The 22,129-nt window shown below is 66.7% G+C and carries 14 protein-coding genes; 10 read left to right on the forward strand and 4 right to left on the reverse strand.

Annotated features, from left to right (window positions below):
- Positions 1-22 precede the first annotated feature (22 nt).
- The 3 genes from polA to rpsA all read left to right on the forward strand — a co-directional run bounded on the left by polA (position 23) and on the right by rpsA (position 6,010).
- Complete coding sequence (gene polA / locus IEW85_RS03355; protein ID WP_268234645.1) at positions 23-2,866, forward strand: DNA polymerase I; 2,844 nt, start codon at positions 23-25, stop codon at positions 2,864-2,866.
- Complete coding sequence (locus IEW85_RS03360; RefSeq protein ID WP_188682710.1) at positions 2,866-4,242, forward strand: GNAT family N-acetyltransferase; 1,377 nt, start codon at positions 2,866-2,868, stop codon at positions 4,240-4,242. The genes polA and IEW85_RS03360 overlap by 1 nt, the downstream gene beginning before the upstream one ends.
- 268 nt (positions 4,243-4,510) lie before the next feature.
- On the forward strand, positions 4,511-6,010 hold the full coding sequence (gene rpsA / locus IEW85_RS03365) for a 30S ribosomal protein S1 (RefSeq protein WP_188682711.1): 1,500 nt from the start codon (positions 4,511-4,513) through the stop codon (positions 6,008-6,010).
- Between the two features lie 111 nt (positions 6,011-6,121).
- Here the strand turns inward: rpsA and IEW85_RS03370 are convergent, their stop codons facing one another.
- Positions 6,122-7,321 carry a class I SAM-dependent methyltransferase gene (locus IEW85_RS03370; RefSeq protein ID WP_188682712.1) on the reverse strand — a complete coding sequence of 400 codons (1,200 nt, stop codon included), beginning with the start codon at positions 7,319-7,321 and terminating at the stop codon, positions 6,122-6,124.
- A 165-nt stretch (positions 7,322-7,486) separates the two neighbouring features.
- Between IEW85_RS03370 and IEW85_RS03375 the strand changes: the two genes are divergently transcribed.
- From IEW85_RS03375 to IEW85_RS03395, 5 genes are all read left to right on the forward strand, one after another.
- Complete coding sequence (locus tag IEW85_RS03375; protein ID WP_188682713.1) at positions 7,487-9,313, forward strand: BCCT family transporter; 1,827 nt, start codon at positions 7,487-7,489, stop codon at positions 9,311-9,313.
- 53 nt (positions 9,314-9,366) lie between these two features.
- The gene (gene coaE, locus IEW85_RS03380; RefSeq protein WP_188682714.1) at positions 9,367-9,981 is read left to right on the forward strand and encodes a dephospho-CoA kinase; all 615 of its coding nucleotides are present in this window, start codon (positions 9,367-9,369) and stop codon (positions 9,979-9,981) included.
- A 9-nt stretch (positions 9,982-9,990) separates the two neighbouring features.
- Complete coding sequence (gene uvrB, locus IEW85_RS03385; RefSeq protein WP_188682715.1) at positions 9,991-12,108, forward strand: excinuclease ABC subunit UvrB; 2,118 nt, start codon at positions 9,991-9,993, stop codon at positions 12,106-12,108.
- Between the two features lie 5 nt (positions 12,109-12,113).
- Positions 12,114-12,635 (forward strand): GNAT family N-acetyltransferase, encoded by a 522-nt coding sequence (locus tag IEW85_RS03390; RefSeq protein ID WP_188682716.1) that lies wholly within the window; start codon positions 12,114-12,116, stop codon positions 12,633-12,635.
- Between the two features lie 186 nt (positions 12,636-12,821).
- On the forward strand, positions 12,822-13,853 hold the full coding sequence (locus tag IEW85_RS03395; RefSeq protein WP_188682717.1) for a TerC family protein: 1,032 nt from the start codon (positions 12,822-12,824) through the stop codon (positions 13,851-13,853).
- On the opposite strand, the gene IEW85_RS03400 is transcribed toward IEW85_RS03395, so the two are convergent.
- The 3 genes from IEW85_RS03400 to IEW85_RS03410 are packed head-to-tail and all read right to left on the reverse strand — an operon-like array spanning position 13,811 to position 18,350.
- Positions 13,811-15,145 (reverse strand): alpha/beta fold hydrolase, encoded by a 1,335-nt coding sequence (locus tag IEW85_RS03400; protein WP_188682718.1) that lies wholly within the window; start codon positions 15,143-15,145, stop codon positions 13,811-13,813. The genes IEW85_RS03395 and IEW85_RS03400 overlap by 43 nt on opposite strands.
- Positions 15,142-17,706, reverse strand: coding sequence for a DEAD/DEAH box helicase (locus IEW85_RS03405; RefSeq protein WP_188682719.1), 2,565 nt, complete (start codon positions 17,704-17,706; stop codon positions 15,142-15,144). Before IEW85_RS03405 ends, IEW85_RS03400 begins: the two co-directional genes overlap by 4 nt.
- Positions 17,685-18,350, reverse strand: coding sequence for an MBL fold metallo-hydrolase (locus IEW85_RS03410; protein WP_188682720.1), 666 nt, complete (start codon positions 18,348-18,350; stop codon positions 17,685-17,687). Before IEW85_RS03410 ends, IEW85_RS03405 begins: the two co-directional genes overlap by 22 nt.
- 142 nt (positions 18,351-18,492) lie before the next feature.
- On the opposite strand from IEW85_RS03410, the gene uvrA reads away from it, so the two are divergent.
- Entirely contained in the window at positions 18,493-21,399 is a 2,907-nt protein-coding gene (uvrA, locus tag IEW85_RS03415; protein ID WP_229658751.1) for an excinuclease ABC subunit UvrA, read from the forward strand.
- Between the two features lie 43 nt (positions 21,400-21,442).
- A complete protein-coding gene (locus IEW85_RS03420) occupies positions 21,443-22,126 on the forward strand; it encodes a lysophospholipid acyltransferase family protein (RefSeq protein WP_188682976.1) in 684 nt (227 codons plus the stop codon).
- The last annotated feature ends 3 nt before the right edge of the window (positions 22,127-22,129 follow it).

Here is a 22,129-nt window from a genome sequence, read left to right on the forward strand (position 1 = left end):
TTGGACTGTGAATCCGAGTCCTGTGAACCCCGCGAGTGAGTCCCCTGAGAAGCTTCTGGTGGTCGATGGCCACTCCATGGCCTTCCGAGCCTTCTATGCGCTGCCCCCGGAGGCCTTCATCACCGACTCCGGGCAGTACACCAATGCGGTGCACGGCTTCACCAATATGCTGCTGAAGCTCATCCGCGAGGAGCGGCCCACCCATGTGGCCCTGGCCTTCGACCTGGACACCCCTACCTTCCGTCACCAGTCCTACGACGAGTACAAGGGCGGACGGGATAAGACCCCGGAGGAGTTCCGCGGCCAGATCGACCTGATCAAGCAGGTGGCCGAGGCGCTGCGCATCCCCGCGGTGACCCTCGAGGGCTATGAGGCCGATGACATCGTGGCCACCTACGTCACCCAGGCTGAGGCCGCCGGCTGGGAGACTCTCATCGTCTCCGGCGACCGCGACGCCCTGCAGCTGGTCACCGAGAACACCCACCTGGACTACCCGACGTCCGGGGTCTCCAAATCGGTGCGCCTGGACCCGGCCGGTGTGGAGGCCAAATACCTGGTGCCCCCGCAGCGCTACCGCGATCTGGCCGCACTGGTGGGCGAGAGCGCGGACAACCTGCCCGGTGTGCCCAAAGTGGGCCCCAAGACTGCGGCCAAGTGGATCGGCGAGTACGGCTGCGCCGAGGAGATCATCGCAAACGCAGCGAACATCAAGGGCAAGGTGGGGGAGAACCTGCGCGCTGCCCTGGACGACGTCCGGCGCAACCTGGAGCTCAACCAGCTCATCTGTGACCTCGACCTGCCCGTGGCGCTGGAGGACTGCCTGCTGACCCCGCCGGACCGCGAGGTGGTGGAGCCGCTCTTCGACTCTCTGCAGTTCAACCAGATCCGCGACCGGCTCTTCGAGGTATTCGCCAGCCGCTTCCCGGAGGCCGACCTCTCCGCCGAGCCCACTGAGGCCCTGCCCGAGGTCCGTGTGGCATCCTCGGCCGCCGAGCTGAGCGCCTTCCTGCAGGATCACGACGAGGCGCCGCTGGCGCTGACCCTCTGTCTGGACCGCTCCGGAGAGACCCACTCCACCAAGGCCAGGCGCGATGAGGCCGCCCGGGTGGCCGAGGCGCTGGCCGTGGTCCTGGTCCCTGCCTCCCAGCAGTCCGAGGGAGCAGAGGAGCCGGAGACGGTGCCCGCGCTCGCCATCGCGCTGACCTCCGCCGATGAGGAGTTGGAGGGTGCTCTGGTCCAGTGGCTGGGCGCTGCGGGGAAGCCCAAGCTGCTCCATGACGTCAAGGATGCCGGCAAGCGGCTGGCCTGGCGCGGTCTGCCGCTGCGAGGGGCCGTGGAGGACACGCTGATCTCCGGCTACCTGGTCCAGCCCGACAGGCGGAACTTCGCCTTCGAGGACCTGGTCACCCAGCATCTGAGCGGCTCGGTGGAGCCTGGCGACTACATCGGTGGCGAGGAGTTTAAGGACGCCGGTGAGGAACCCGTTCAGGGTTCGCTCTTCGACGAGTCCGAGGAGCCGGTCCCGGGCGTCACCGAGGAGGACCTGGCCCGGGCCGGGGTACGCGGCATGCTGCTGCACAGCCTCTCCTCCCGCCTGCATGCCGAGCTGGTGGATCGCAAGGTCGAGCAGCTCTTCTACGAGATGGAGATCCCGCTGGCGGAGATTCTGCTGCAGATGGAACTCACCGGCATCGCGGTCAGCACCGAGAAGCTGCAGGAGCTCGACGCCGACTTCGCCCAGAGCATCGAGGCCTCGGCCCAGGCGGCCTATGACGTGGTGGGCCACGAGGTGAAGCTCGGCTCGCCCAAGCAGCTGCAGACGGTTCTCTTCGAGGAGCTGCAGCTGCCCACCGCCGGGGTGAAGAAGAACAAGACCGGCTACTCCACCGATGTGGAGACCCTGCAGGACCTCCTGACCAAGACCAGCCCGGAGACCCCCGGCAACCAGTTCCTGGTCAATCTGATGGCCCACCGAGACTCCACCAAGCTGCGCCAGACCGTCACCGGGCTCATCGAGTCCGTGCAGGGCGGGCGCATCCACACCACCTACGCCCAGACGGTGGCCGCCACCGGACGGCTCTCCTCGCTGCACCCGAATCTGCAGAACATCCCGGTGCGCACTGCGGCCGGCCGGCTGATCCGCGACGCCTTCGTGGTCGGGGAGGGCTATGAGAGCCTGCTGACCGCGGACTACTCGCAGATCGAGATGCGCATCATGGCTCACCTCTCCGGGGACGAGGCGCTGATCGAAGCCTTCAAGGCCGGCGAGGACCTGCACAACTTCGTGGGCGCACGGGTCTTCGGCGTGGGCACCGATGAGGTCAGCGCCGAGCAGCGCTCCAAGGTCAAGGCCATGAGCTACGGCCTGGCCTACGGGCTCTCCAGCTTCGGACTGTCCAAACAGCTGGGCATCGGTGTGGACGAGGCCCGGGACCTGATGAACGAGTACTTCGAGCGCTTCGGCTCCGTGCGCGACTACCTGCGCGAAGTGGTCACCCAGGCCAAGAAGGACGGCTTCACCTCCACCATCTACGGCCGCCGCCGCTACCTGCCGGATCTGACCAGCGACAACCGTCAGCTGCGCCAGATGGCCGAGCGGGCCGCGCTCAACGCGCCCATCCAGGGCTCGGCGGCCGACATCATCAAGCGCGCCATGATCGATGTCGACGCCGCGCTGACTGAGCGGCAGCTGAAGTCCCGGATGCTGCTGCAGGTTCACGATGAGCTCATCTTCGACGTCGCCCCCGGGGAGCGCGAGACCCTGGAGGCGCTGGTCCTGGAGAAGATGGGAGCCGCCGCGGACCTCTCGGTGCCGCTGGAGGTCCACGTCGGCGTCGGCTCCAGCTGGCATGAGGCGGCCCACTGATGACTGCCCAGCCTCCGCAGGTGACCCCGCTGGCCGAAGGGCTGAGGGTGCGCACCTTCGCCGCCGCGCTGAACGAGGACGGAACTCCCGACGCCGACGGCGCGGCCTTCACCCGCACGGTGGAGCACGGCTTCTACGAGCCCTGGCAGAGCGACGAGCAGCTCAGCCGCTGGCTGCCCACCTTCGTGGAGGACGGCCAGCAGCTCACCGGAGTCTATGTGGACCCCGGCCTCGCCTCCCTGGAGCCCTGGGGAGAGGCCTTTGAGACCTATGGCTTCGGCCCGGAGCATCCGGTGGGGACCTTCGTCGACTATGACAAGACGCTCAACGCTGGGGGAGCGGAGCCCGTGCCGGCCCGGCTCATCACCGGGGTCACGGTGAACCCGGGATTCCGGCGTCGCGGGATCCTCAAGCACATGATGACCTCCCGGCTGGCGGCCGCCGTGCAGGAGGGTGCGGCGGTGGCTGCGCTGACCGCCTCCGAAGGTGGGATCTACGGGCGCTTCGGCTTCGCCCCGGCCACCCGAGAGCAGGAGGTCGCCTTCAACGTGACCGAGGCCGGGGAGGGCTTTGCGCTGCGCGGGCCCTCCACCGGACGGGTGCTGCCGGTGGATCCCAGCACGCTGGAGGAGCTGCTGAAGGAGACCTTCGTGCAGTTCCACGCCCGCACCCGCGGCTCGGTGGGCCGCTCGCCCGCCTACTGGAAGGCCGGGACCGCCCGCTGGGAGCCGGGGAACATCACCAGCTGGAACAGGAGGCTGCGGGCAGTGGTCCACGTGACCGAGGAGGGCGAGGTCGGCGGCTATGCCGTCTTCACCCATGAGGGCTGGGACTCCGATCCGCACACTCTGCGGGTCCACGACATGATCGCAGCGGACGCCGTCTCCCGCAGGGAGCTGATCCGTCATCTGGCTCAGATGGATCTGATCCAGCGGATCGTGATGAAGCAGGCGCCGGTTCAGGACACGTTCTCCCAGATGCTGGTCAATCCGAGGGCCGCCGCGGTGAAGTCTGTGCACGACCACCTCTGGGTCCGCGTGCTGGACCCGGTGGCCGCGCTGGAGGGGCGGGCCTGGGGCGCCGACGGCGACTTCACCCTCACGCTGACCGACCCGCTGGGGATCAGCTCCGGGACCTATGCGCTGCGGATCCGCGGCGGTTCGGCCGAGGTGGCCTCCGTCTCGGCGGAGGATGCGGAGCCGGCTCAGCATGTCACCATGGAGGCGGAGACGCTCGGAGCCCTCTATCTGGGTGATGTCTCCGTGCTGACCCTGCGCGATGCCGGCCGGGTGAGCGCCCTGGGTGAGGTGGCCTGGGAGCAGCTGGCCGCTGTGGTCGATCTGCCCGGAGCTCCGTACTGCGCCACGCACTTCTGAGCGGAAGCTCTGAGAGGGGGCCCGGAGGCGCTGAATCGGCTCTGTCACAGCGGTTGAACCGGATTGGCCGGTCAGTATAGACTGGCCTGGCGCGTTCTGCGCACAGAGTCGATTCCAGACTGTTTGACTCCAGGCTGAACGGATCCAAATGGTTCCAAGCTGTCTGACTGTCCATCGCTCAGTGCGTGACCTGATGCTCTCTTCTCTGTGTGCCTCAGGACCGTGCACTGACCAACACGCTAACAATCCATATCGGAGCCCCTACTACATGACCACCACTACCACCGCCCCGCAGGTCGCCATCAACGATATCGGCACCTCCGAAGAGTTTCTCGCCGCCGTCGACGAGACCATGAAGTACTTCAACGACGGTGACCTCGTTGAGGGCACGATCGTCAAGGTCGACCGTGACGAGGTCCTCCTCGACATCGGGTACAAGACCGAAGGCGTCATCCCGTCGCGCGAGCTGTCCATCAAGCACGATGTTGATCCGGACGAGGTCGTCGCCGTCGGTGATCAGGTGGAGGCTCTGGTCCTCACCAAGGAGGACAAGGAAGGCCGCCTCATCCTCTCCAAGAAGCGTGCTCAGTACGAGCGTGCTTGGGGCGACATCGAGCGCATCAAGGACGAGGACGGCGTCGTGTCCGGCACCGTCATCGAGGTCGTCAAGGGCGGCCTCATCCTGGACATCGGTCTGCGCGGCTTCCTGCCCGCCTCCCTGGTCGAGATGCGCCGCGTCCGCGACCTGGCACCCTACATCGGCCAGGAGATCGAGGCTAAGATCATCGAGCTGGACAAGAACCGCAACAACGTGGTCCTGTCCCGCCGCGCATGGCTGGAGCAGACCCAGTCCGAGGTCCGCTCCTCCTTCCTCAACAAGCTGGAGCGCGGCCAGGTCCGCACCGGCACCGTCTCCTCGATCGTCAACTTCGGCGCCTTCGTGGACCTGGGCGGCGTCGATGGTCTGGTGCACGTCTCCGAGCTGTCCTGGAAGCACATCGACCACCCGAACGAGGTCGTCGAGGTCGGCCAGGAGGTCACCGTCGAGGTCCTCGAGGTGGACATGGACCGCGAGCGTGTCTCCCTGTCCCTGAAGGCCACCCAGGAAGACCCGTGGCAGACCTTCGCCCGCACCCACGCACTGGGCCAGATCGTGCCCGGCAAGGTCACCAAGCTGGTGCCCTTCGGTGCGTTCGTGCGCGTCGAGGACGGCATCGAGGGCCTGGTGCACATCTCCGAGCTGGCCATCCGCCACGTGGACCTGGCCGAGCAGGTCGTGTCCGTCAACGACGAGGTCTTCGTCAAGGTCATCGACATCGACCTGGAGCGTCGCCGGATCAGCCTGTCCCTGAAGCAGGCCAACGAGGGCGTGGACCCCGAGGGCGAGGAGTTCGACCCCGCGCTGTACGGCATGGACGCCGAGTACGACGAAGAGGGCAACTACAAGTACCCCGAGGGCTTCGACCCGGAGACCAACGAGTGGATGGAAGGCTTCGAGGAGGCCCGCGCCGCATGGGAGGCTCAGTACGCAGCCGCTCAGGAGCGCTGGGAGGCTCACAAGAAGCAGGTCGCCGCTTCGCTGGCCGCCGACGCCGAGGCAGCAGCCGAGGCATCTGTGGGCGGCAGCAGCAGCTCCAGCAGCACCCGCAAGGCTGAGCCGGCGCCGTCCAACTACTCCTCCTCCCAGCAGGCACCTGTTGAGGATGCAGGAACTCTGGCCTCCGACGAGGCCCTGGCAGCTCTCCGCGAGAAGCTGACCGGCAAGTGATCCTGATCAGCTGAACAGCTGGACACGAAGAAGCCCGCCCCACCGATCAGGTGGCGGCGGGCTTCTTCGTATCCGCAGCCCGCCGAACAGGCGAGGGCAGTGCCGAGGGTGCTAACCGCGGCGGACGGAGCGAGTGACGGTGAAGGTCGGGTTCTTGGCCAGCTGCTCGGTGGCGCCCACGCGGCGCTCCAACCAGGCACGGTACTTCAGATGTGAGTTCCACACCGTATAGAGGACTCCGCCCGCGCGCAGGACGCGGGCCGACTCGCTGATCAGCCGATGCGCCACCGAGGTGTCCACGGCATTGCCCTGATGGAAGGGCGGGTTGAGCAGGATCAGGTCCTCGGAGGCCTCCGGCAGGCTGCTCAGCGCATCATCGCGCAGCGTGGTCACACGCTCGGCCACTCCGTTGGCCTCGGCGGTCATCCGCGTGGAGGTCACGGCGGAGGCCGACTGGTCGACGGCCAACAGCGGCAGCTGCGGATGGCGCAGTGCGGCCCAGGCGCTGATGGTCCCATTGCCGCAGCCCAGATCCACTGCTCGCTGCGGCGTCGGACGCCCATCACCGGCGGGGAAGTCGTCGAGTCCGCTGAGCACCTCCATCAGGAACCGGGTGCCGTGATCCAGCTTGGTGCCCCCATAGGTGGCGCCCAGGCTGCGCAGCTCCAGCTCCAGGCCGGCCTCACGCCGGGCCTGCCGGGGGAATGGAGCGGGCTGGTCCCGACGTGGACCGCGCGCGGTGAGCACCCGGGCCTTGGACCGGCCGCGTCCCGGAACCACCGATTCGAAGTGCCGCTCCAGCACTGTGTTCATCGAGCGGCTCATATGCTTATCACGGCCGCCGGCCAGCAGCACCACATCAGTGGCAGCGTGTTCGGCGATCATCCACGCCCAGTCCTCCAGCGCCTCCAGAGAGCGCGGCAGCGGCAGCAGCACAGTCCGCGCGCCGCGGAAGAGGTCGGCGGTGATCTCACCGCAGGAGGGGAACTCGACCCCGAGGGCCTGGGCATTGGCGGCCAGCGCCTTCTCCGAGACGATTCCATCGGCAGCAGTGCGCACCCGGCCGGGGGCGAAGGTCTCCAGAGCCAGCGTCAGAGCGCCCCAGCGGTCATCCAGGACCACCAGATCCTCCTGCGGATGTCCGTCGGCGAACCAGGCGGCCGCCGTATCCAGCATCAGCAGGTCCGCGGCATCGCAGCCCGGGGCCTCCCGGCGGCGGGGCCAGGCCCTGACCTGGGAGAAGTCGATGATCTCGGTCACGTCCGAGCGGGTGACATCAGGGGTCCGGCCGAGCGGCGTCTGGGAGGGCATCCACCACAGTCTAGAAGGGATGAGGCGGCGGCCACCACGTCGATGTTTCGGCTCGCGGAAATGTCTGCATGAGATTCTGTGTGATCTGCGGTAAGTATGGTGTCAGAACGAGACATTGGGAAAGATCGCACGAAACCAGAACTGAGCCCGGACGAAAGGCCTCTGATGTTACAGAAAGTCCATGATCTGTTCAGGCTGCGGACCAATCCGCTGCTCTTCTTCACTTCGTCGGGGATCATGCTCCTCTTCGTGGTAGCCACTCTGTTCATCCCGGAAGCGATGGGGGCCTTCTGGGCCGACGTCGCAGCGTTCGTCTTCGACTACTTCGGCTGGTTCTTCGTCTTCGGCGTCTCGGTCTTCCTGATCTTTCTGATCTACATCGGTCTGAGCCGGTTCGGCCGGCTCAAACTGGGCGCCGATGACGAGAAGCCCCAACATTCGGACATCGCCTGGTTCGGCATGCTCTTCGCCGCCGGCATCGGCACCATTCTGATGTTCTGGGCCGTAGCCGAGCCTGCCAACCACTTCGCCGAGCCCCCGCGCGCAGAGGACCTGGGCATCGAGCCGCGCAGCCAGGAGGCCGCCCAGGAAGCCATCGGGTTCACGCTCTACCACTTCGGCCTGCACACCTGGACGATCTTCGCTCTGCCCGGTCTGGCCTTCGCCTACTTCATCTATAAGAGGAACCTGCCCCCGCGCGTCTCCTCGCTGTTCCAACCGATCCTCGGAGACAAGATCCACGGCGGCATCGGCAAGGCCATCGACATCTTCTCCATCGTGGGTACGATCTTCGGCATCGGTATGTCCATCGGGCTGGGCACCCTGCAGATCCACTCGGGCCTCGCCGCCCGCTTCGGCGTCCCGGAGGAGAACTGGGCGATCTGGGTGATCATCGGCACGGTGACCGTGGTGGCCACGATCTCGGCCGTGGCCGGCATCGAGAAGGGGATCAAGCGCCTCTCGAACTTCAACATCGGCGTGGCCATCGCGCTGCTGCTGTTCATCCTGCTGACCGGGCCGACGGTCTTCCTGCTGCGCGGCATGGTGGAATCAGCCAGCATCTACGCCGGAATCCTGCCCGAGGTGATGTTCTGGAACGACACCTTCGCCGACACCGGATGGCAGCAGGGCTGGACCATCTTCTACTGGGCATGGACCATCTCCTGGGCACCCTTCGTGGGTATCTTCATCGCCCGCATCTCCCGCGGCCGCAGCGTGCGACAGTTCGTGGCCGGCGTGCTGGGTCTGCCGACCCTGTTCACCATCATCTGGTTCGGCATCTGGGCGGCCGGCACCTTCGACATCGAGTTCGAAAGAGGGGGCGGCCTCGTGGACACAGTCCTGGACGAGGGCCCCGAGGCGGCCATGTTCGCCTTCCTGGAGTACTTCCCACTGGCTGATGTGACCAGCGCCGTGGCCATCATGCTGGTCGGCATCTTCTTCATCACCTCGTTGGACTCTGCCTCCCTGGTGCTGGACGACATGTGCAACGGCTATGACGGCGACGGGCGCCCCAAGGGCACCACGGCACCCCACCAGCGCGCGGTATGGACCGTCTACATCGGCATCGTCGCAACTGTGCTGCTGACCTTCACACCCGGCGAGGAGGGCGGCGTGGCCGTGCTCCGTGACGTGGCACTGTTCTTCGGTCTGCCGTTCATGATTCTGGCGTTCTTCATGATGTACAGCCTCCAGCGGGCCATGAAGGAGGACGCCGGTGAGATCGGATTCCTGCGCAGCCGTCGGTGGCTGAAGACTCTGCCGCCGGAGGAGTACGAACGACGCATGGAGGAGAACGACCCCACGCTGGCCAACATCGTGGTGGCTCCGGACTACGCAGAAGGGACACAGCCGGAGAATGCCCCGGAGGTCGAGCACGCCGAGCAGCCGGAGATCGTCGAAGAGTACCGGATCCGCACCGGCGAGACTCCGACCGTCGACCCGGTCACCGGTGAGCCTGCAGAAGGACCCGGAGAGGAGCCCCGGAGCTGACTCTCTGTGGGCCTGTCCGCGAAACGGTCGAGCCGCAGCGTGGGGTGGTGACTATGAGTGAGTGTCTGAGCGTGGGGCTGACTGGGGGGATCGCCTCGGGGAAGTCGGCGGTGTCCCGGCGGATGGCTGAGCTCGGGGCAGTGGTCATCGATGCTGACGTTGTGGCTCGTGATGTGCTGGCTCGGGGGGGTGAGGGGCTCGCCGAGGTGGTCGAGGCCTTCGGCGAGGAGGTCCTGGCAGCGGATGGTTCCTTGGACCGGTCGGCGCTGGGGCAGATCGTCTTCGCCGATGAGACGGCGCGTCAGCGGCTGAACTCCATCGTGCATCCTCGGGTGCGGGCGGAGTCGGCCCGGCTGCGCGAGGCCGCCCCGGCCGGCTCTGTGGTGGTGGAGGACCTCCCGCTGCTGGTGGAGACCGGGCAGCAGGAGCGCTTCGACGTCGTCGTCGTGGTCCACGCTCCGGAGCAGGAGCGGATCCGGAGGATGGTGGAGGACCGAGGCTCCACTGAGGAGGATGCGCGGTCGCGGATGGCCGCCCAGGCCACCGACGCCCAGCGTGAGGCGGCCGCCGATGTCCTGCTGGACAACAGCGGCACCCCCGACCAGCTGCGGGTGCAGGTGGATGAGCTCATGGAGAAACTCACAGCGCAGGCCGCGGCACGGGCGTAAGCTGGTCCCGTGAGCTTGGCACCGAAGATCTCCAGGACCGTCGCCCCCTTCGAAGTCGTCAGCCCGTATGAGCCCTCGGGCGATCAGCCCAAGGCCATCGAGGAGCTCGCCGAACGGATCGAAGGCGGGGAGAAGGACGTCGTGCTGATGGGTGCCACCGGCACCGGCAAATCGGCCACGGCGGCCTGGCTCGTGGAGCGCATCCAGCGGCCCACCCTGATCATGGTGCAGAACAAGACCCTGGCCGCCCAGCTGGCCAATGAGTTCCGGGAGCTTCTGCCCAACAACGCGGTCGAGTACTTCGTCTCCTACTACGACTACTACCAGCCCGAGGCCTATGTGCCGCAGACCGATACCTTCATCGAGAAGGACTCCTCGGTCAACGAGGAGGTGGAGCGACTGCGCCACTCGGCCACCAATGCGCTGCTGACCCGGCGTGACGTCGTCGTGGTGGCCACCGTCTCCTGCATCTACGGTCTGGGCACCCCGGAAGAGTACATCGAGCAGATGGTCCGCATCCGCCGAGGCGAGCAGATCGAGCGCGACCAGCTGCTGCGCCGGTTCGTGACCATGCAGTACGTGCGCAATGACACCGACTTCCACCGCGGCACCTTCCGCGTGCGCGGGGACACGGTGGAGATCATCCCCATGTACGAGGAGCTCGCCGTGCGCATCGAGTTCTTCGGCGACGAGATCGAGGCCATCTACACCCTCCACCCGCTGACCGGCACTGTGGTCCGCGAAGAGGAGGAGATGTACATCTTCCCGGCCAGTCACTATGTGGCCGGCGACGACCGGATGGCCCAGGCCATCACCCGGATCGAGGATGAGCTGCAGATCCGTCTGGAGGAGCTGGAGTCCCAGGACAAGCTGCTGGAGGCTCAGCGGCTGCGCATGCGCACCACCTACGACCTCGAGATGATGCAGCAGATGGGCTTCTGCAACGGCATCGAGAACTACTCGCGGCATATCGACGGCCGCGGCCCCGGCTCGGCCCCGCACTGTCTGCTGGACTACTTCCCGGACGACTTCCTGCTGATCGTCGACGAGTCCCATGTGAGCATCCCGCAGATCGGCGGCATGTACGAAGGCGATATGTCGCGCAAGCGGACCCTGGTGGAGCACGGTTTCCGGCTGCCCAGCGCCATGGACAACCGGCCGCTGAAATGGGACGAGTTCCTGGAGCGGATCGGGCAGACCGTCTACCTCTCGGCCACCCCGGGCAACTATGAGCTCTCCCAGTCCGACGGCGTGGTGGAGCAGATCATCCGCCCCACCGGTCTGGTGGATCCGGAGATCGTGGTCAAACCCACCAAGGGTCAGATCGACGATCTGCTCGGCGAGATCCGCAGCCGCTCCGCCCAGGACGAGCGCGTGCTGGTGACCACGCTGACCAAGCGGATGGCCGAGGACCTCACCGAGTACCTGCTCGAACACGGGGTGAAGGTGGAGTACCTGCACTCCGATGTGGACACGCTGCGTCGCGTGGAAGTGCTGCGCGAGCTGCGCAAGGGCACCTATGACGTCGTCGTCGGGATCAACCTGCTGCGTGAGGGGCTGGACCTGCCCGAGGTCTCCCTGGTGGCCATCCTGGATGCCGATAAGGAAGGCTTCCTCCGCTCGACCACCTCGCTGATCCAGACCATCGGCCGTGCCGCCCGCAACGTGCAGGGCCAGGTGCATATGTATGCCGACCGGATCACCGATTCCATGCGCTACGCCATCGATGAGACCGAACGGCGCCGGCAGATCCAGACGGCGTATAACCAGGAGCACGGGATCGACCCGGCCCCGCTGCAGAAGAAGATCGCCGACATCACCGACCAGCTGGCCCGCGAGGACGCCGATACTGCGGACCTGCTGCAGGGGATGGGCGGCCTGGCCACCGGCTTCCAATACGGCAAGGGCCACCGCGGCCTGACCGGCTTCCAGAAGGACGGCGAGGAGCCCGAGCAGCAGACCGCAGCCTCCACCACACCGGCCAAGGATCTGGCGGACCTCATCGAGCAGATGACCGAACAGATGCACAACGCCGCCGAGGAGCTGAACTTCGAGCTGGCCGCGCGGCTGCGCGATGAGATCGGAGACCTCAAGAAGGAGCTGCGTCAGATGAAGGAGGCGCAGTAGCCGCCATGTCTCAGAGCGTGACGCGCCTGTTGGACCTCTCCGATGTGGAGGAGCTGACGGAGCTGCTGCGGGTGAACCGGGACTTCCTCAAGCCCTGGTCGCCCGCATGGGACGACGAGTTCTTCACTGTGGAGCGGCAGCAGGAGCTGGCCGAAGAGGCCCTGCGCCTGCACCACGATGCCTCCATGGTCCCCTGGGTGATCTGCGATGAGCACGGCCGCATCGCCGGGCGGCTCAACCTCAACGGGATCGTGCGCGGCGCGCTGCAGTCCGCCGCCGTCGGCTACTGGGTGGGGGAGCAGTTCAACGCTCAGGGTCTGGCCACCGCAGCGGTGGCCGAGGCCGTGGTCCACAGCCGCGAGGTGCTGGGTCTGCACCGGCTCCAGGCCGAGACTCTGGTGCACAACATCGCCTCCCAGCGCGTGCTGGAGACCAACGGCTTCTCCCGCTACGGAATGGCCCAGGAGTATCTGAAGATCGAGGGCGTCTGGCAGGATCACCTGATGTACCAGAGGATCCTCTTCTGAAGCACTGGCGCTTCTGAGGAACAGGAGTATCCTTAAAGGGTGCGAGGGAGTATCCCTCAGCGCTGCGGACGTCATCACGCAGAGCTCCTACAGCTCCGCCGGACGCAGCGAACCGGCTCGGCCGTCGTCGGGATCGGGGGGAGAGACTCGCGACGTTGCTCAATGCCGTCGCGAAAGGTCTGATCCATGGAGATCACCCCGTTCCTCTGGGGCACCACCCTCTCCCTCATCATCGGTCTGCTGGTCTTCGACTACGTCTTCCACGTCCGCAAGGCCCATACGCCCACCATCGGCGAGGCTGCCGTCTGGTCGGCGGTCTACATCGGGATCGCCCTGGCCTTCGGCCTGATCTTCTTCGCCCTGGGCGACGCCGACCACGCGCTGCAGTACTACGCGGGCTATCTCACCGAGAAGGCGCTGAGCGTGGACAACCTCTTCGTCTTTCTGGTCATCATGGCCTCCTTCCAGGTGCCGCGGAACTATCAGCAGAAGGTGCTCCTCTTCGGCATCACCTTCGCGCTCATCTCCCGCACCGCGTTCATCGTCCTGGGTGCGGCGATCATCGAACGCTTCTCCGCGGTGTTCTACCTCTTCGGTGCGGCTCTGCTGCTTGTGGCGGTCCATCAGCTCAAGGTCCAGCTCGAGGGCGGGCACAGTGCTGGCCAGGAGGCGGACAACGTCATGATCCGGCTGGCGCGGCGCCTGCTGCCCAGCTCCGAGCACTACGACGGCGACCGGCTCACCACGCGGGTGGACGGGCGCAGGCTCATCACTCCCATGCTGCTGGTGATGATCGCCATCGCTGCCACAGATCTGCTCTTCGCCTTCGACTCCATCCCGGCGATCTTCGGCCTGACCCAGGAGCCGTTCATCGTCTTCACCGCCACAGCCTTCTCCCTGATGGGGCTGCGCCAGCTCTACTTCCTCATCGATGGGCTTCTGGACCGGCTGGTCTACCTCTCCTACGGCTTGGCCGCCATCCTCGGGTTCATCGGCGTGAAGCTGATCCTGCACGCCCTGCACGAGAACAGCCTGCCCTTCATCAACGGCGGTGAGCATCTCCCCGTCCCGGAGGTGCCCACTCTGCTCTCCCTGGGCGTCATCGCCGGAATTCTGGCCGTGACCGTCACCGCCTCGCTGCTCAGCCCCGCGGGGCGCAGGCCGCGGACTTCGGATCAGGGGCGCCCGGTGCGCTCCAGGAGCGTAGAGAAGATCTGAGCGCCGTCGTCGCCGATCCCATCGTGGTGGAAGTCGGCGGTCTCCCAGACCGTCAGATTCGCCACTGCGGCGGCGGTCTCCAGGCTGAGCTCTCGGGCCACGAAGACGTCATCGGTGTAGACCGCAGCCGCGGCGGGCACAGTATTGCGCCCCAGCTGCTCCAGGTCATAGAGACGGTTCCAGTCCTCGACGCCGGCCAGGACCTCCGCGGTCTCGGCCAGCGGCGCCAGCGCAGGATCCAGGGCCACATGCTCGGGCAGGATCATCTCTCCCAGCAGCAGGGGAGACTCAGCCTCCGGGGAGAAGGCCGGGAACTTATCCCGCACCCGCAGCGCGGCCCAGCCGGTCTCCCCGCGCCCCTGGGTCTGCTCAGCGGGCTGGCCGTAGATGGATTCGTGGACCACGGCGTAGAGCGGATTGGCGGCGAAGGAGATCTGATGTCCGACGCCGGCCAGGAAGGTGTCGCTGAGCTCAGTCCCCGCATGGTCGGCGAAGGCCTCCTCCAGCAGATAGTGCAGCGAATCGATCCGGGTGTTGCCGCCCATGAGCATGCCCAGCAGCTGCAGACGGGACACGGTCAGCTCGCTGCCGTCGAGCAGCCGGACCGGATCGCCCTCGGCCGCGCGCCCGCGCAGATGGGCCACCACAGCGTCCACGCGCTCGCGGTCCTCCGGGTAGCGCTGGAAGTACTCCGCATTGCGGGCCGTCATCTTCGCGTAGGTGTGCTCATAGACGCGGTCGGCATGACCCGTCAGCGGGGCCAGCCCGCCGGTCAGCAGGGCACGGTCCAGAGATTCGGGGAAGAGGGAGAGGTAGGTCAGCGTGCAGAACCCGCCGAAGCTCTGGCCCAGCACACTCCAGGAACTCAGCCCCAGGTGCTCACGGAAGGCCTCGACGTCGCGGATGATGCTGTCGGCACGGAAGAGCCGCAGATAGGCTGCCTGGCTCTGCGGATCCATGCCGCGCAGCCTCTGCCGGTTCAGCGCAGTGGAGAGCCCGGTGCCGCGCTGATCGAGCATCAGAATGCGGAAGTCCTTGGCGGCCTCCTGCATCCAACCGGAGAGCCGTGCCGGTCGGCTGCCCTTGCCTCCCGGGCCGCCCTGCAGGAACAGCAGCCAGGGGAGTGCGGCCGCCTGCTCCGGGCTGTGCTGACTGCCGCGGAACCCGCGGGCGTAGACACTGATGCGTTCTGCGTCGGGGTGGTCCCAGTCCAGCGGCACCTCGATCCGATGATCGGTGATCGCCGTGCCGTCCAGCAGAGTACGGGTCTGGGTCTCCACGGCGGTGCTCATGCGGCTCCTCCCAGTTCGCCCACGCGGTCCATCACCACGGCAGGGGCTCCGGCCTCGTCGGAGGCGGTCAGGTCGATCCAGGCGTGGATGCCCCAGTCGTGGTTGCCCTCGGCGTCGTCCAGGACCTGGACGGCATACCACCAGGAGCGCTCTGGGTCCGGCGTGTCCTGTGGGCTCTGATCGATGCGGATCAGCCCGGGGCCCCGGGAGGAGGCATCGATGAAGACATCGTCATAGATGTCGAAGAAGGCGTCCATGGCTTCGCCCCAGCGGTCGGCGTCCCAACCTTGCTCGCCGTCGAGCTCTTCGAGCCGGCGCTCCTTCTCATCGGCGAAGAGCTCGGCGCGCAGGAACATGGCGTTGCGGACCATCACCGTGAAGGCACGCCGGTTGGCGGTGACCTTCTCCGGCTGGTCCATCTGGGCGATGTCCTGCTCCTTGACGGCAAGCTCTGCGAGCTTCTGGGGGTCATCGCCGGCGCTGAGCCGCTCCCACTCCTCGAGCAGGGAGTTGTCGGTCTGGCGCACCACTTCGCCCAGCCACTCCAGCAGATCCTCGAGCTGCTCGGTGGTCTTGGACTCCGGGACCGTCTGACGCAGCGCCTTATAGGCATCGGAGAGGTAGCGCAGCAGCACACCCTCCGAGCGGGCGATGCCGTAGTGATTGACCATATCGGTGAAGCCGAAGGCGCGCTCCAGCATGTCCCGGACCACCGACTTGGGCTTCAGCTCCTGATCCGCCACCCAGGGGGCGCCCGAGCGGTAGGCCTCGAACTGCTGGTTGAGCAGTTCGGCCAGCGGCTGCGGGTGGGTCAGTTCATCGAGGATGCGCATCCGCTCCACATAGTCCACGCCCTCGGCCTTCAGCTCGCCGAGCCGCTCCGACTTCAGCTGCTTCACCTGGGCGCCGGTGATCTGGTGCGGAGTCTCCAGGATGGATTCGATCACGCTGATCACGTCCAGGGCATAGGATTCGCTCTCCGGATCCAGCAGGTCCAGAGCGGCCATGGCGAAGGGAGCCAGCGGCTGGTTCAACGCGAAGTCATCCTGCAGGTCCAGGGTGAGGTCCACCGTCCGGCCGTCCTCATCGGGCCCATCCAGTCGCTCCAGCACACCGGCGGTCAGCAGCTCGCGCAGGATCTGCAGGGCACGCCGCTGCAGCTGGGCCTTGCGCACCGGGGTCTCATCGGAGGCCAGGATCATCCGGCGCATCGCGCGGATCGGGTCTTCGGGGCGCTCCAGCAGGTGCAGCACCATCGCATAGCTGACCTGCATGCGGGAGACCATCGGTTCCGGCTCCGCCCCGATCAGCCGTTCGAAGCTCTTCTCGCTCCAGGAGACGAAGCCCTCCGGCGGCCGCTTCTTCGGCGAGGACTTCATCGCCTGGGCGACCTTCTTCTCGTCCCCGCCGTGCTTGGCCTGGGCCTTGGCCAGCATGGCCTCATTCTCGATCACATGCTCAGGGGCCTGGACCACCACGGTGCCCGAGGTGTCGAAGCCCGCCCGCCCGGCCCGGCCCGCGATCTGGTGGAACTCCCGGGCGTTGAGCTGACGCGTGCGCTCGCCGTCGAACTTGCTCAGCGCAGTCAGCAGCACGGTACGGATAGGCACGTTGATCCCGACGCCGAGCGTATCCGTCCCGCAGATCACCATCAGCAGCCCCTCCTGGGCCAGCTGCTCGACCAGCCGCCGGTACTTCGGGAGCATCCCGGCGTGGTGGACGCCGATGCCGGAGCGCAGCAGCCGATTGAGCGTCTTGCCGAAGCCCTTGGCGAACCGGAAGGTCTCCAGGCGCTGCCGGATCCGCTCCTTGTCCTCTTTGGAGAGCACGTTGAGCGAGGCCAGCCCGGCGGCGCGCTCAGCGGCCTCCCGCTGGGAGAAGTGCACCACGTAGACCGGGGCCTGCCGGGTGGAGACCAGCTCCTCCAGCTTGGCCTGCAGGGGAGTCGTGGAGTACTCGAAGTGCAGCGGCACGGGGCGCTCGGCGCTGGTGACTGTGACCACATCGCGGGCGGTGCGCTCGGCGATCCGCTGTTCGAAGCGGCTGGTGTCGCCCAGAGTGGCCGACATGAGCAGGAACTGGGCCTGCGGCATCTCGATCAGCGGCACCTGCCAGGCCCAGCCGCGCTGCGGCTCGGCATAGAAGTGGAACTCGTCCATGATGACCGGGCCGACATCGGCGTCGGCGCCGTCGCGCAGCGCCTCATTGGCCAGGATCTCAGCGGTGCAGCAGATGATGGGGGCATCGGCGTTGACCGAGGAGTCCCCGGTGACCATGCCCACCTTCTCCGCGCCGAAGATCTCCACCAGGGAGAAGAACTTCTCCGAGACCAGGGCTTTGATCGGTGCGGTGTAGACGCTGCGCCGTCCCTGCTCCAGGGCCAGGAAGTGGGCGGCGGCGGCCACCATCGACTTCCCCGATCCGGTGGGGGTGGCCATGATGACGTGATGGCCCTCGGCAAGCTCCAGGACAGCGTCCTCCTGGGCCGGGTAGAGGGAGATGCCGCGGGATTCGACCCAGCTGTGGAACTTCTCCAGGCTCACCAGCCGCGCTCCCGCCACTGGGCGAGCTTGGGTCGCTCTGCGCCGAGGGTGGTGGGGTCGCCGTGGCCGGGGTGGACGATCGTGTCGTCCTCATAGACGGAGAAGATACGTTCCTCCACATCGTCGATCAGCTGTCGGAAGTCCTCCTCGGACCAGGTCTTGCCCACACCGCCGGGGAACAGGGAGTCGCCGGTGAACAGGTGGGTGGGTCCGTCCTCCACCGGGTAGACGAAGGCCACCGAGCCGGGGGTGTGGCCGCGCAGATGGATGACGTCCAGGCTGATGCCGTCATAGCTGACGGTGTCTCCGTGCTGGAGCTTGGTGGAGATGCTCACACCCTTGTCCTGTTCGATGGTCTCGGCGTCGTCTCCGCCGGCGGCCAGTGCGACGCCGGCATCGGCCAGTGCGGGCAGCGCACGGATGTGGTCCCAGTGCTGGTGGGTGGTCAGCACGGCGTGCAGGCCGGGAGAGCAGGGGGTGTCGGCGCCGGCTTCGGTCATCATCGACCGGATGGCCGCGGCGTCGTCGGCCGCATCGATGAGCACCTGAAGCCCTGATTTCTTCGAGGTGAGCAGGTAGACGTTGTTGCTCATCTCGGAGACCGAGATGCGCCGTACTGTGACGGCGGGGAGATCGTGAATCAGAGAACTGTCCGTGGCCATGACCGTCAGTCTATGGTCTGGCGCAGAAGCTGGGCCACCTTTGGACGGACTCTGCGGAGCGGGACCGCCCGCGGCGACTTCCCCGGCGCTGCGGGGATCGAATGTTTGTTCGAAAGGTGCCTCTGTGCTTAGACTTGTGCGCGTGTCTGAGACTAGAGCTGAAGCGACCGAGATCGTGGTGCAGGGTGCTCGCGAGCACAACCTGAAGGACGTCGGCGTCGAGCTGCCGCGCAACTCCTTCATCGTCTTCACCGGACTCTCCGGCTCCGGAAAGTCCTCGCTCGCCTTCGACACCATCTTCGCCGAGGGGCAGCGCCGCTACGTCGAGTCCCTCTCCGCCTACGCCCGCCAATTCCTTGGGCGGGTGGACAAGCCGGACATCGACTTCATCGAAGGCCTCTCACCGGCGGTCTCCATCGACCAGAAGTCCACTTCACGCAACCCGCGCTCCACCGTGGGAACGGTCACCGAGATCCACGACTATCTGCGTCTGCTCTGGGCGCGCATCGGCGTGCCCCACTGCCCGGTCTGCGGGGAGAAGATCGACCGGCAGACCCCACAGCAGATCGTGGACCAGGTGCTCACCTTCCCGGAGAGGACCCGCTTCCAGGTCCTGGCGCCGGTGGTCCGCGGTCGCAAGGGCGAGTTCAAGGATCTCTTCCGCGATCTGGCCGGGCAGGGCTTCGCCCGCGCCGTGGTGGACGGCGAGGTCATTCAGCTCAACGAGCCGCCTACGCTGGAGAAGCAGTACAAGCACACCATCGACGTGGTCATCGACCGTCTGGTCATCCGCGAGGGCATGCGCCAGCGCCTCACCGACTCGGTGGAGACCGCGCTGAAGCTGGCCGAGGGCCGCGTGGTGATCGACCTGGTGGACCTGGAGGAGGACGGCACACCGTCCGACCCCGACCGCGTGCCCGAGGGTCTGGCCGGCCCCAAGCTGCGATCCTTCTCCGAAAACCTGGCCTGCCCCAATGAGCACCCTCTGGAGATCGACGAGATCGAGCCCCGCTCCTTCTCCTTCAACTCTCCCTTCGGCGCCTGCCAGACCTGCTCCGGCATCGGCTCCCGTCTCGAGGTGGACCCGGAGCTGGTGGTCCCGGACGATTCGCTGACCCTGGAGGACGGAGCCATCGCGCCCTGGGCCATGGGCAAGGGCACCAAGGAGTACTGGTTGCGCATCATGGGTGGTCTGGCCGATGAGCTGGACTTCTCACTGCGCACCCCGTGGAAGGACCTGTCCAAGAAGGTCCAGAAGGCGCTGCTGCACGGGCGGAACTATCAGGTCACCGTCCAGTACCGGAACCGCTGGGGCCGGGAGCGCCGCTACTCCACCGGCTTCGAAGGCGTCATCGGCTATATCGCCCGGAAGTATGAAGAGGTCGAGTCCGACAACGCGCGTGACCGCTATGAGCAGTACATGCGCCAGATCCCCTGCCCGGACTGCGACGGCCAGCGGCTGAACCCTGCCTCGCTGTCGGTGCTGGTGGAGGGACGCTCCATCGCAGAGATCGCCCGCCTGCCGCTGGACGAGACCGCAGAGTTCTTCCGCGGGATGACCCTGTCGGCCCGTGACGCGCAGATCGCAGACCAGGTGCTCAAGGAGATCCACGCGCGGCTGGACTTCCTGCTCGACGTCGGCTTGGGATACCTCAACCTGGAGCGGGCCGCCGGCACGCTCTCCGGCGGTGAGGCTCAGCGCATCCGACTGGCCACCCAGATCGGCTCCGGCCTGGTGGGCGTGCTCTACGTGCTGGACGAGCCCTCCATCGGCCTGCATCAGCGCGACAACACCCGGCTCATCCAGACACTCACCCGGCTGCGCGACCTCGGCAACACCCTCATCGTGGTGGAACATGACGAGGACACCATCGCCGAGGCCGACTGGATCGTGGACATCGGGCCCGGGGCAGGGGAGCGCGGCGGCGAGATCGTCCACTCCGGCTCCGTGCAGGGGCTGCGGGATAACGAGAAGTCCATCACCGGCGACTACCTCTCGGGCCGCCGCTCCATCGCAGTGCCCCAGGAGCGCCGCCCGCTGGACCCCGAGCGCAGCCTGCAGATCGTCGAGGCCTATGAGAACAACCTGCAGGACGTCTCCGTGGACGTGCCGCTGGGCGTCTTCCTGGGCGTCACCGGCGTCTCCGGCTCCGGCAAGTCCACACTGATCAACGAGATCCTCTACAAGTCGCTGGCCAATAGGCTCAACAACGCCAAGCAGGTGCCCGGACGGCATCGGCGGATCGACGGCGTGGACCACCTGGACAAGATCATCCACGTGGACCAGAGCCCCATCGGCCGGACCCCGCGCTCCAACCCGGCCACCTACACCGGCGTGTTCGACCACATCCGTAAGCTCTTCGCAGAGACGCAGGAGGCCAAGACGCGCGGCTATCAGCCGGGCCGATTCTCCTTCAACATCAAGGGCGGCCGCTGCGAGTCCTGCTCCGGCGACGGCACGCTGAAGATCGAGATGAACTTCCTGCCAGACGTCTACGTCCCGTGCGAAGTCTGCCAAGGCGAGCGCTACAACCGGGAGACCCTCGAGGTCCTCTATAAGGGCAAGTCCATCGCCGAGGTCCTGGACATGCCGATCGAGGAGGCCGCCGAGTTCTTCTCCGCCTTCGCCCCGATCGCACGGCACCTGAACACGCTGGTGGACGTGGGGCTGGGCTATGTGCGCCTGGGCCAGGCGGCCACCACGCTCTCCGGCGGTGAGGCGCAGCGCGTGAAGCTGGCCACCGAGCTGCAGAAGCGCTCCAACGGTCGCTCCATCTACGTGCTGGACGAGCCCACCACCGGCCTGCACTTCGAGGACATCCGCAAGCTGCTCAACGTCCTCCAGGGTCTGGTGGACAAGGGCAACACTGTGGTGACCATCGAGCACAACCTGGACGTCATCAAATCCGCCGACTGGCTCATCGACCTGGGCCCGGAGGGCGGCACCGGAGGCGGACGCATCCTGGTGGAGGGAACTCCCGAAGATGTGGCTCAGACGGCCGAGGAGACCGGCTCCCACACCGGTGCCTTCCTCAAGCCGTTGTTATGATTCCGTGGTGAGTTCAGCAGAGGCATTCCCCGGCGAGAAGCGTGTGGTCACCCATGACGCCATCCGTAAGACCTTTGCGGGGATCGTCCGCATCTCCTGCCGCCCGGTCATCACCGGATTGGACGACGTGCCCGCCGAGGGCGGGTTCATCGTGGCCTCCAACCACCTGTCCTTCTTGGACTCCGTGCTCATCCAGGCCATCTCCCCGCGCCCGGTGAGCTTCTTCGCCAAGGCCGAGTACTTCACCCAACCCGGGCTGAAGGGGCGCGCCATGAAGACCTTCTTCGAATCAGTGGGCTCGGTCCCCGTGGAGCGTGACCGCAAGGCCGCCTCCGTGGAGGCCCTGTACGGGCTGGGCCGGATCGCTTCGGAGGGCCACGGCGTCGGAATCTACCCGGAGGGGACCCGCAGCCGCGATGGCCGTCTCTACCGCGGCAAGACCGGCGTGGGCTGGCTGGCCGTGGCCACCGGCCTGCCTGTCGTACCGGTGGGGCTGAAGGGCACCGAACATCTGCAGGCCGCAGACTCCTCCGCCATCCGTCCGCACCGCTTCGAGATGCATATGGGTCAGCCCCTGCAGTTCGAAAAGCTGGGGGAGCGGCACCCCCTGCCCGCACGCCGCGAGGCCACCGCCCAGATCATGGAGGCCATCGCGGAGCTCTCTGGGCAGGAGCGCGTGGACAGCTACAACAGCCCGCCGGCCGGCGGGAGCGAGGCCGGGGACTGAGCC

Source organism: Nesterenkonia cremea (genome assembly GCF_014642675.1).
Lineage (GTDB): Bacteria > Actinomycetota > Actinomycetes > Actinomycetales > Micrococcaceae > Nesterenkonia > Nesterenkonia cremea.

Coding starts and splice junctions, on each gene's coding strand:
- IEW85_RS03400 (WP_188682718.1), bottom strand. CDS start 15,145: ATGAGCACCGCCGTGGAGACCCAGACCCGTACTCTGCTGGACGGCACG.
- IEW85_RS03390 (WP_188682716.1), top strand. CDS start 12,114: ATGTCTCAGAGCGTGACGCGCCTGTTGGACCTCTCCGATGTGGAGGAG.
- IEW85_RS03375 (WP_188682713.1), top strand. CDS start 7,487: ATGTTACAGAAAGTCCATGATCTGTTCAGGCTGCGGACCAATCCGCTG.
- rpsA (WP_188682711.1), top strand. CDS start 4,511: ATGACCACCACTACCACCGCCCCGCAGGTCGCCATCAACGATATCGGC.
- IEW85_RS03395 (WP_188682717.1), top strand. CDS start 12,822: ATGGAGATCACCCCGTTCCTCTGGGGCACCACCCTCTCCCTCATCATC.
- IEW85_RS03370 (WP_188682712.1), bottom strand. CDS start 7,321: ATGCCCTCCCAGACGCCGCTCGGCCGGACCCCTGATGTCACCCGCTCG.
- IEW85_RS03410 (WP_188682720.1), bottom strand. CDS start 18,350: ATGGCCACGGACAGTTCTCTGATTCACGATCTCCCCGCCGTCACAGTA.
- coaE (WP_188682714.1), top strand. CDS start 9,367: ATGAGTGAGTGTCTGAGCGTGGGGCTGACTGGGGGGATCGCCTCGGGG.
- IEW85_RS03360 (WP_188682710.1), top strand. CDS start 2,866: ATGACTGCCCAGCCTCCGCAGGTGACCCCGCTGGCCGAAGGGCTGAGG.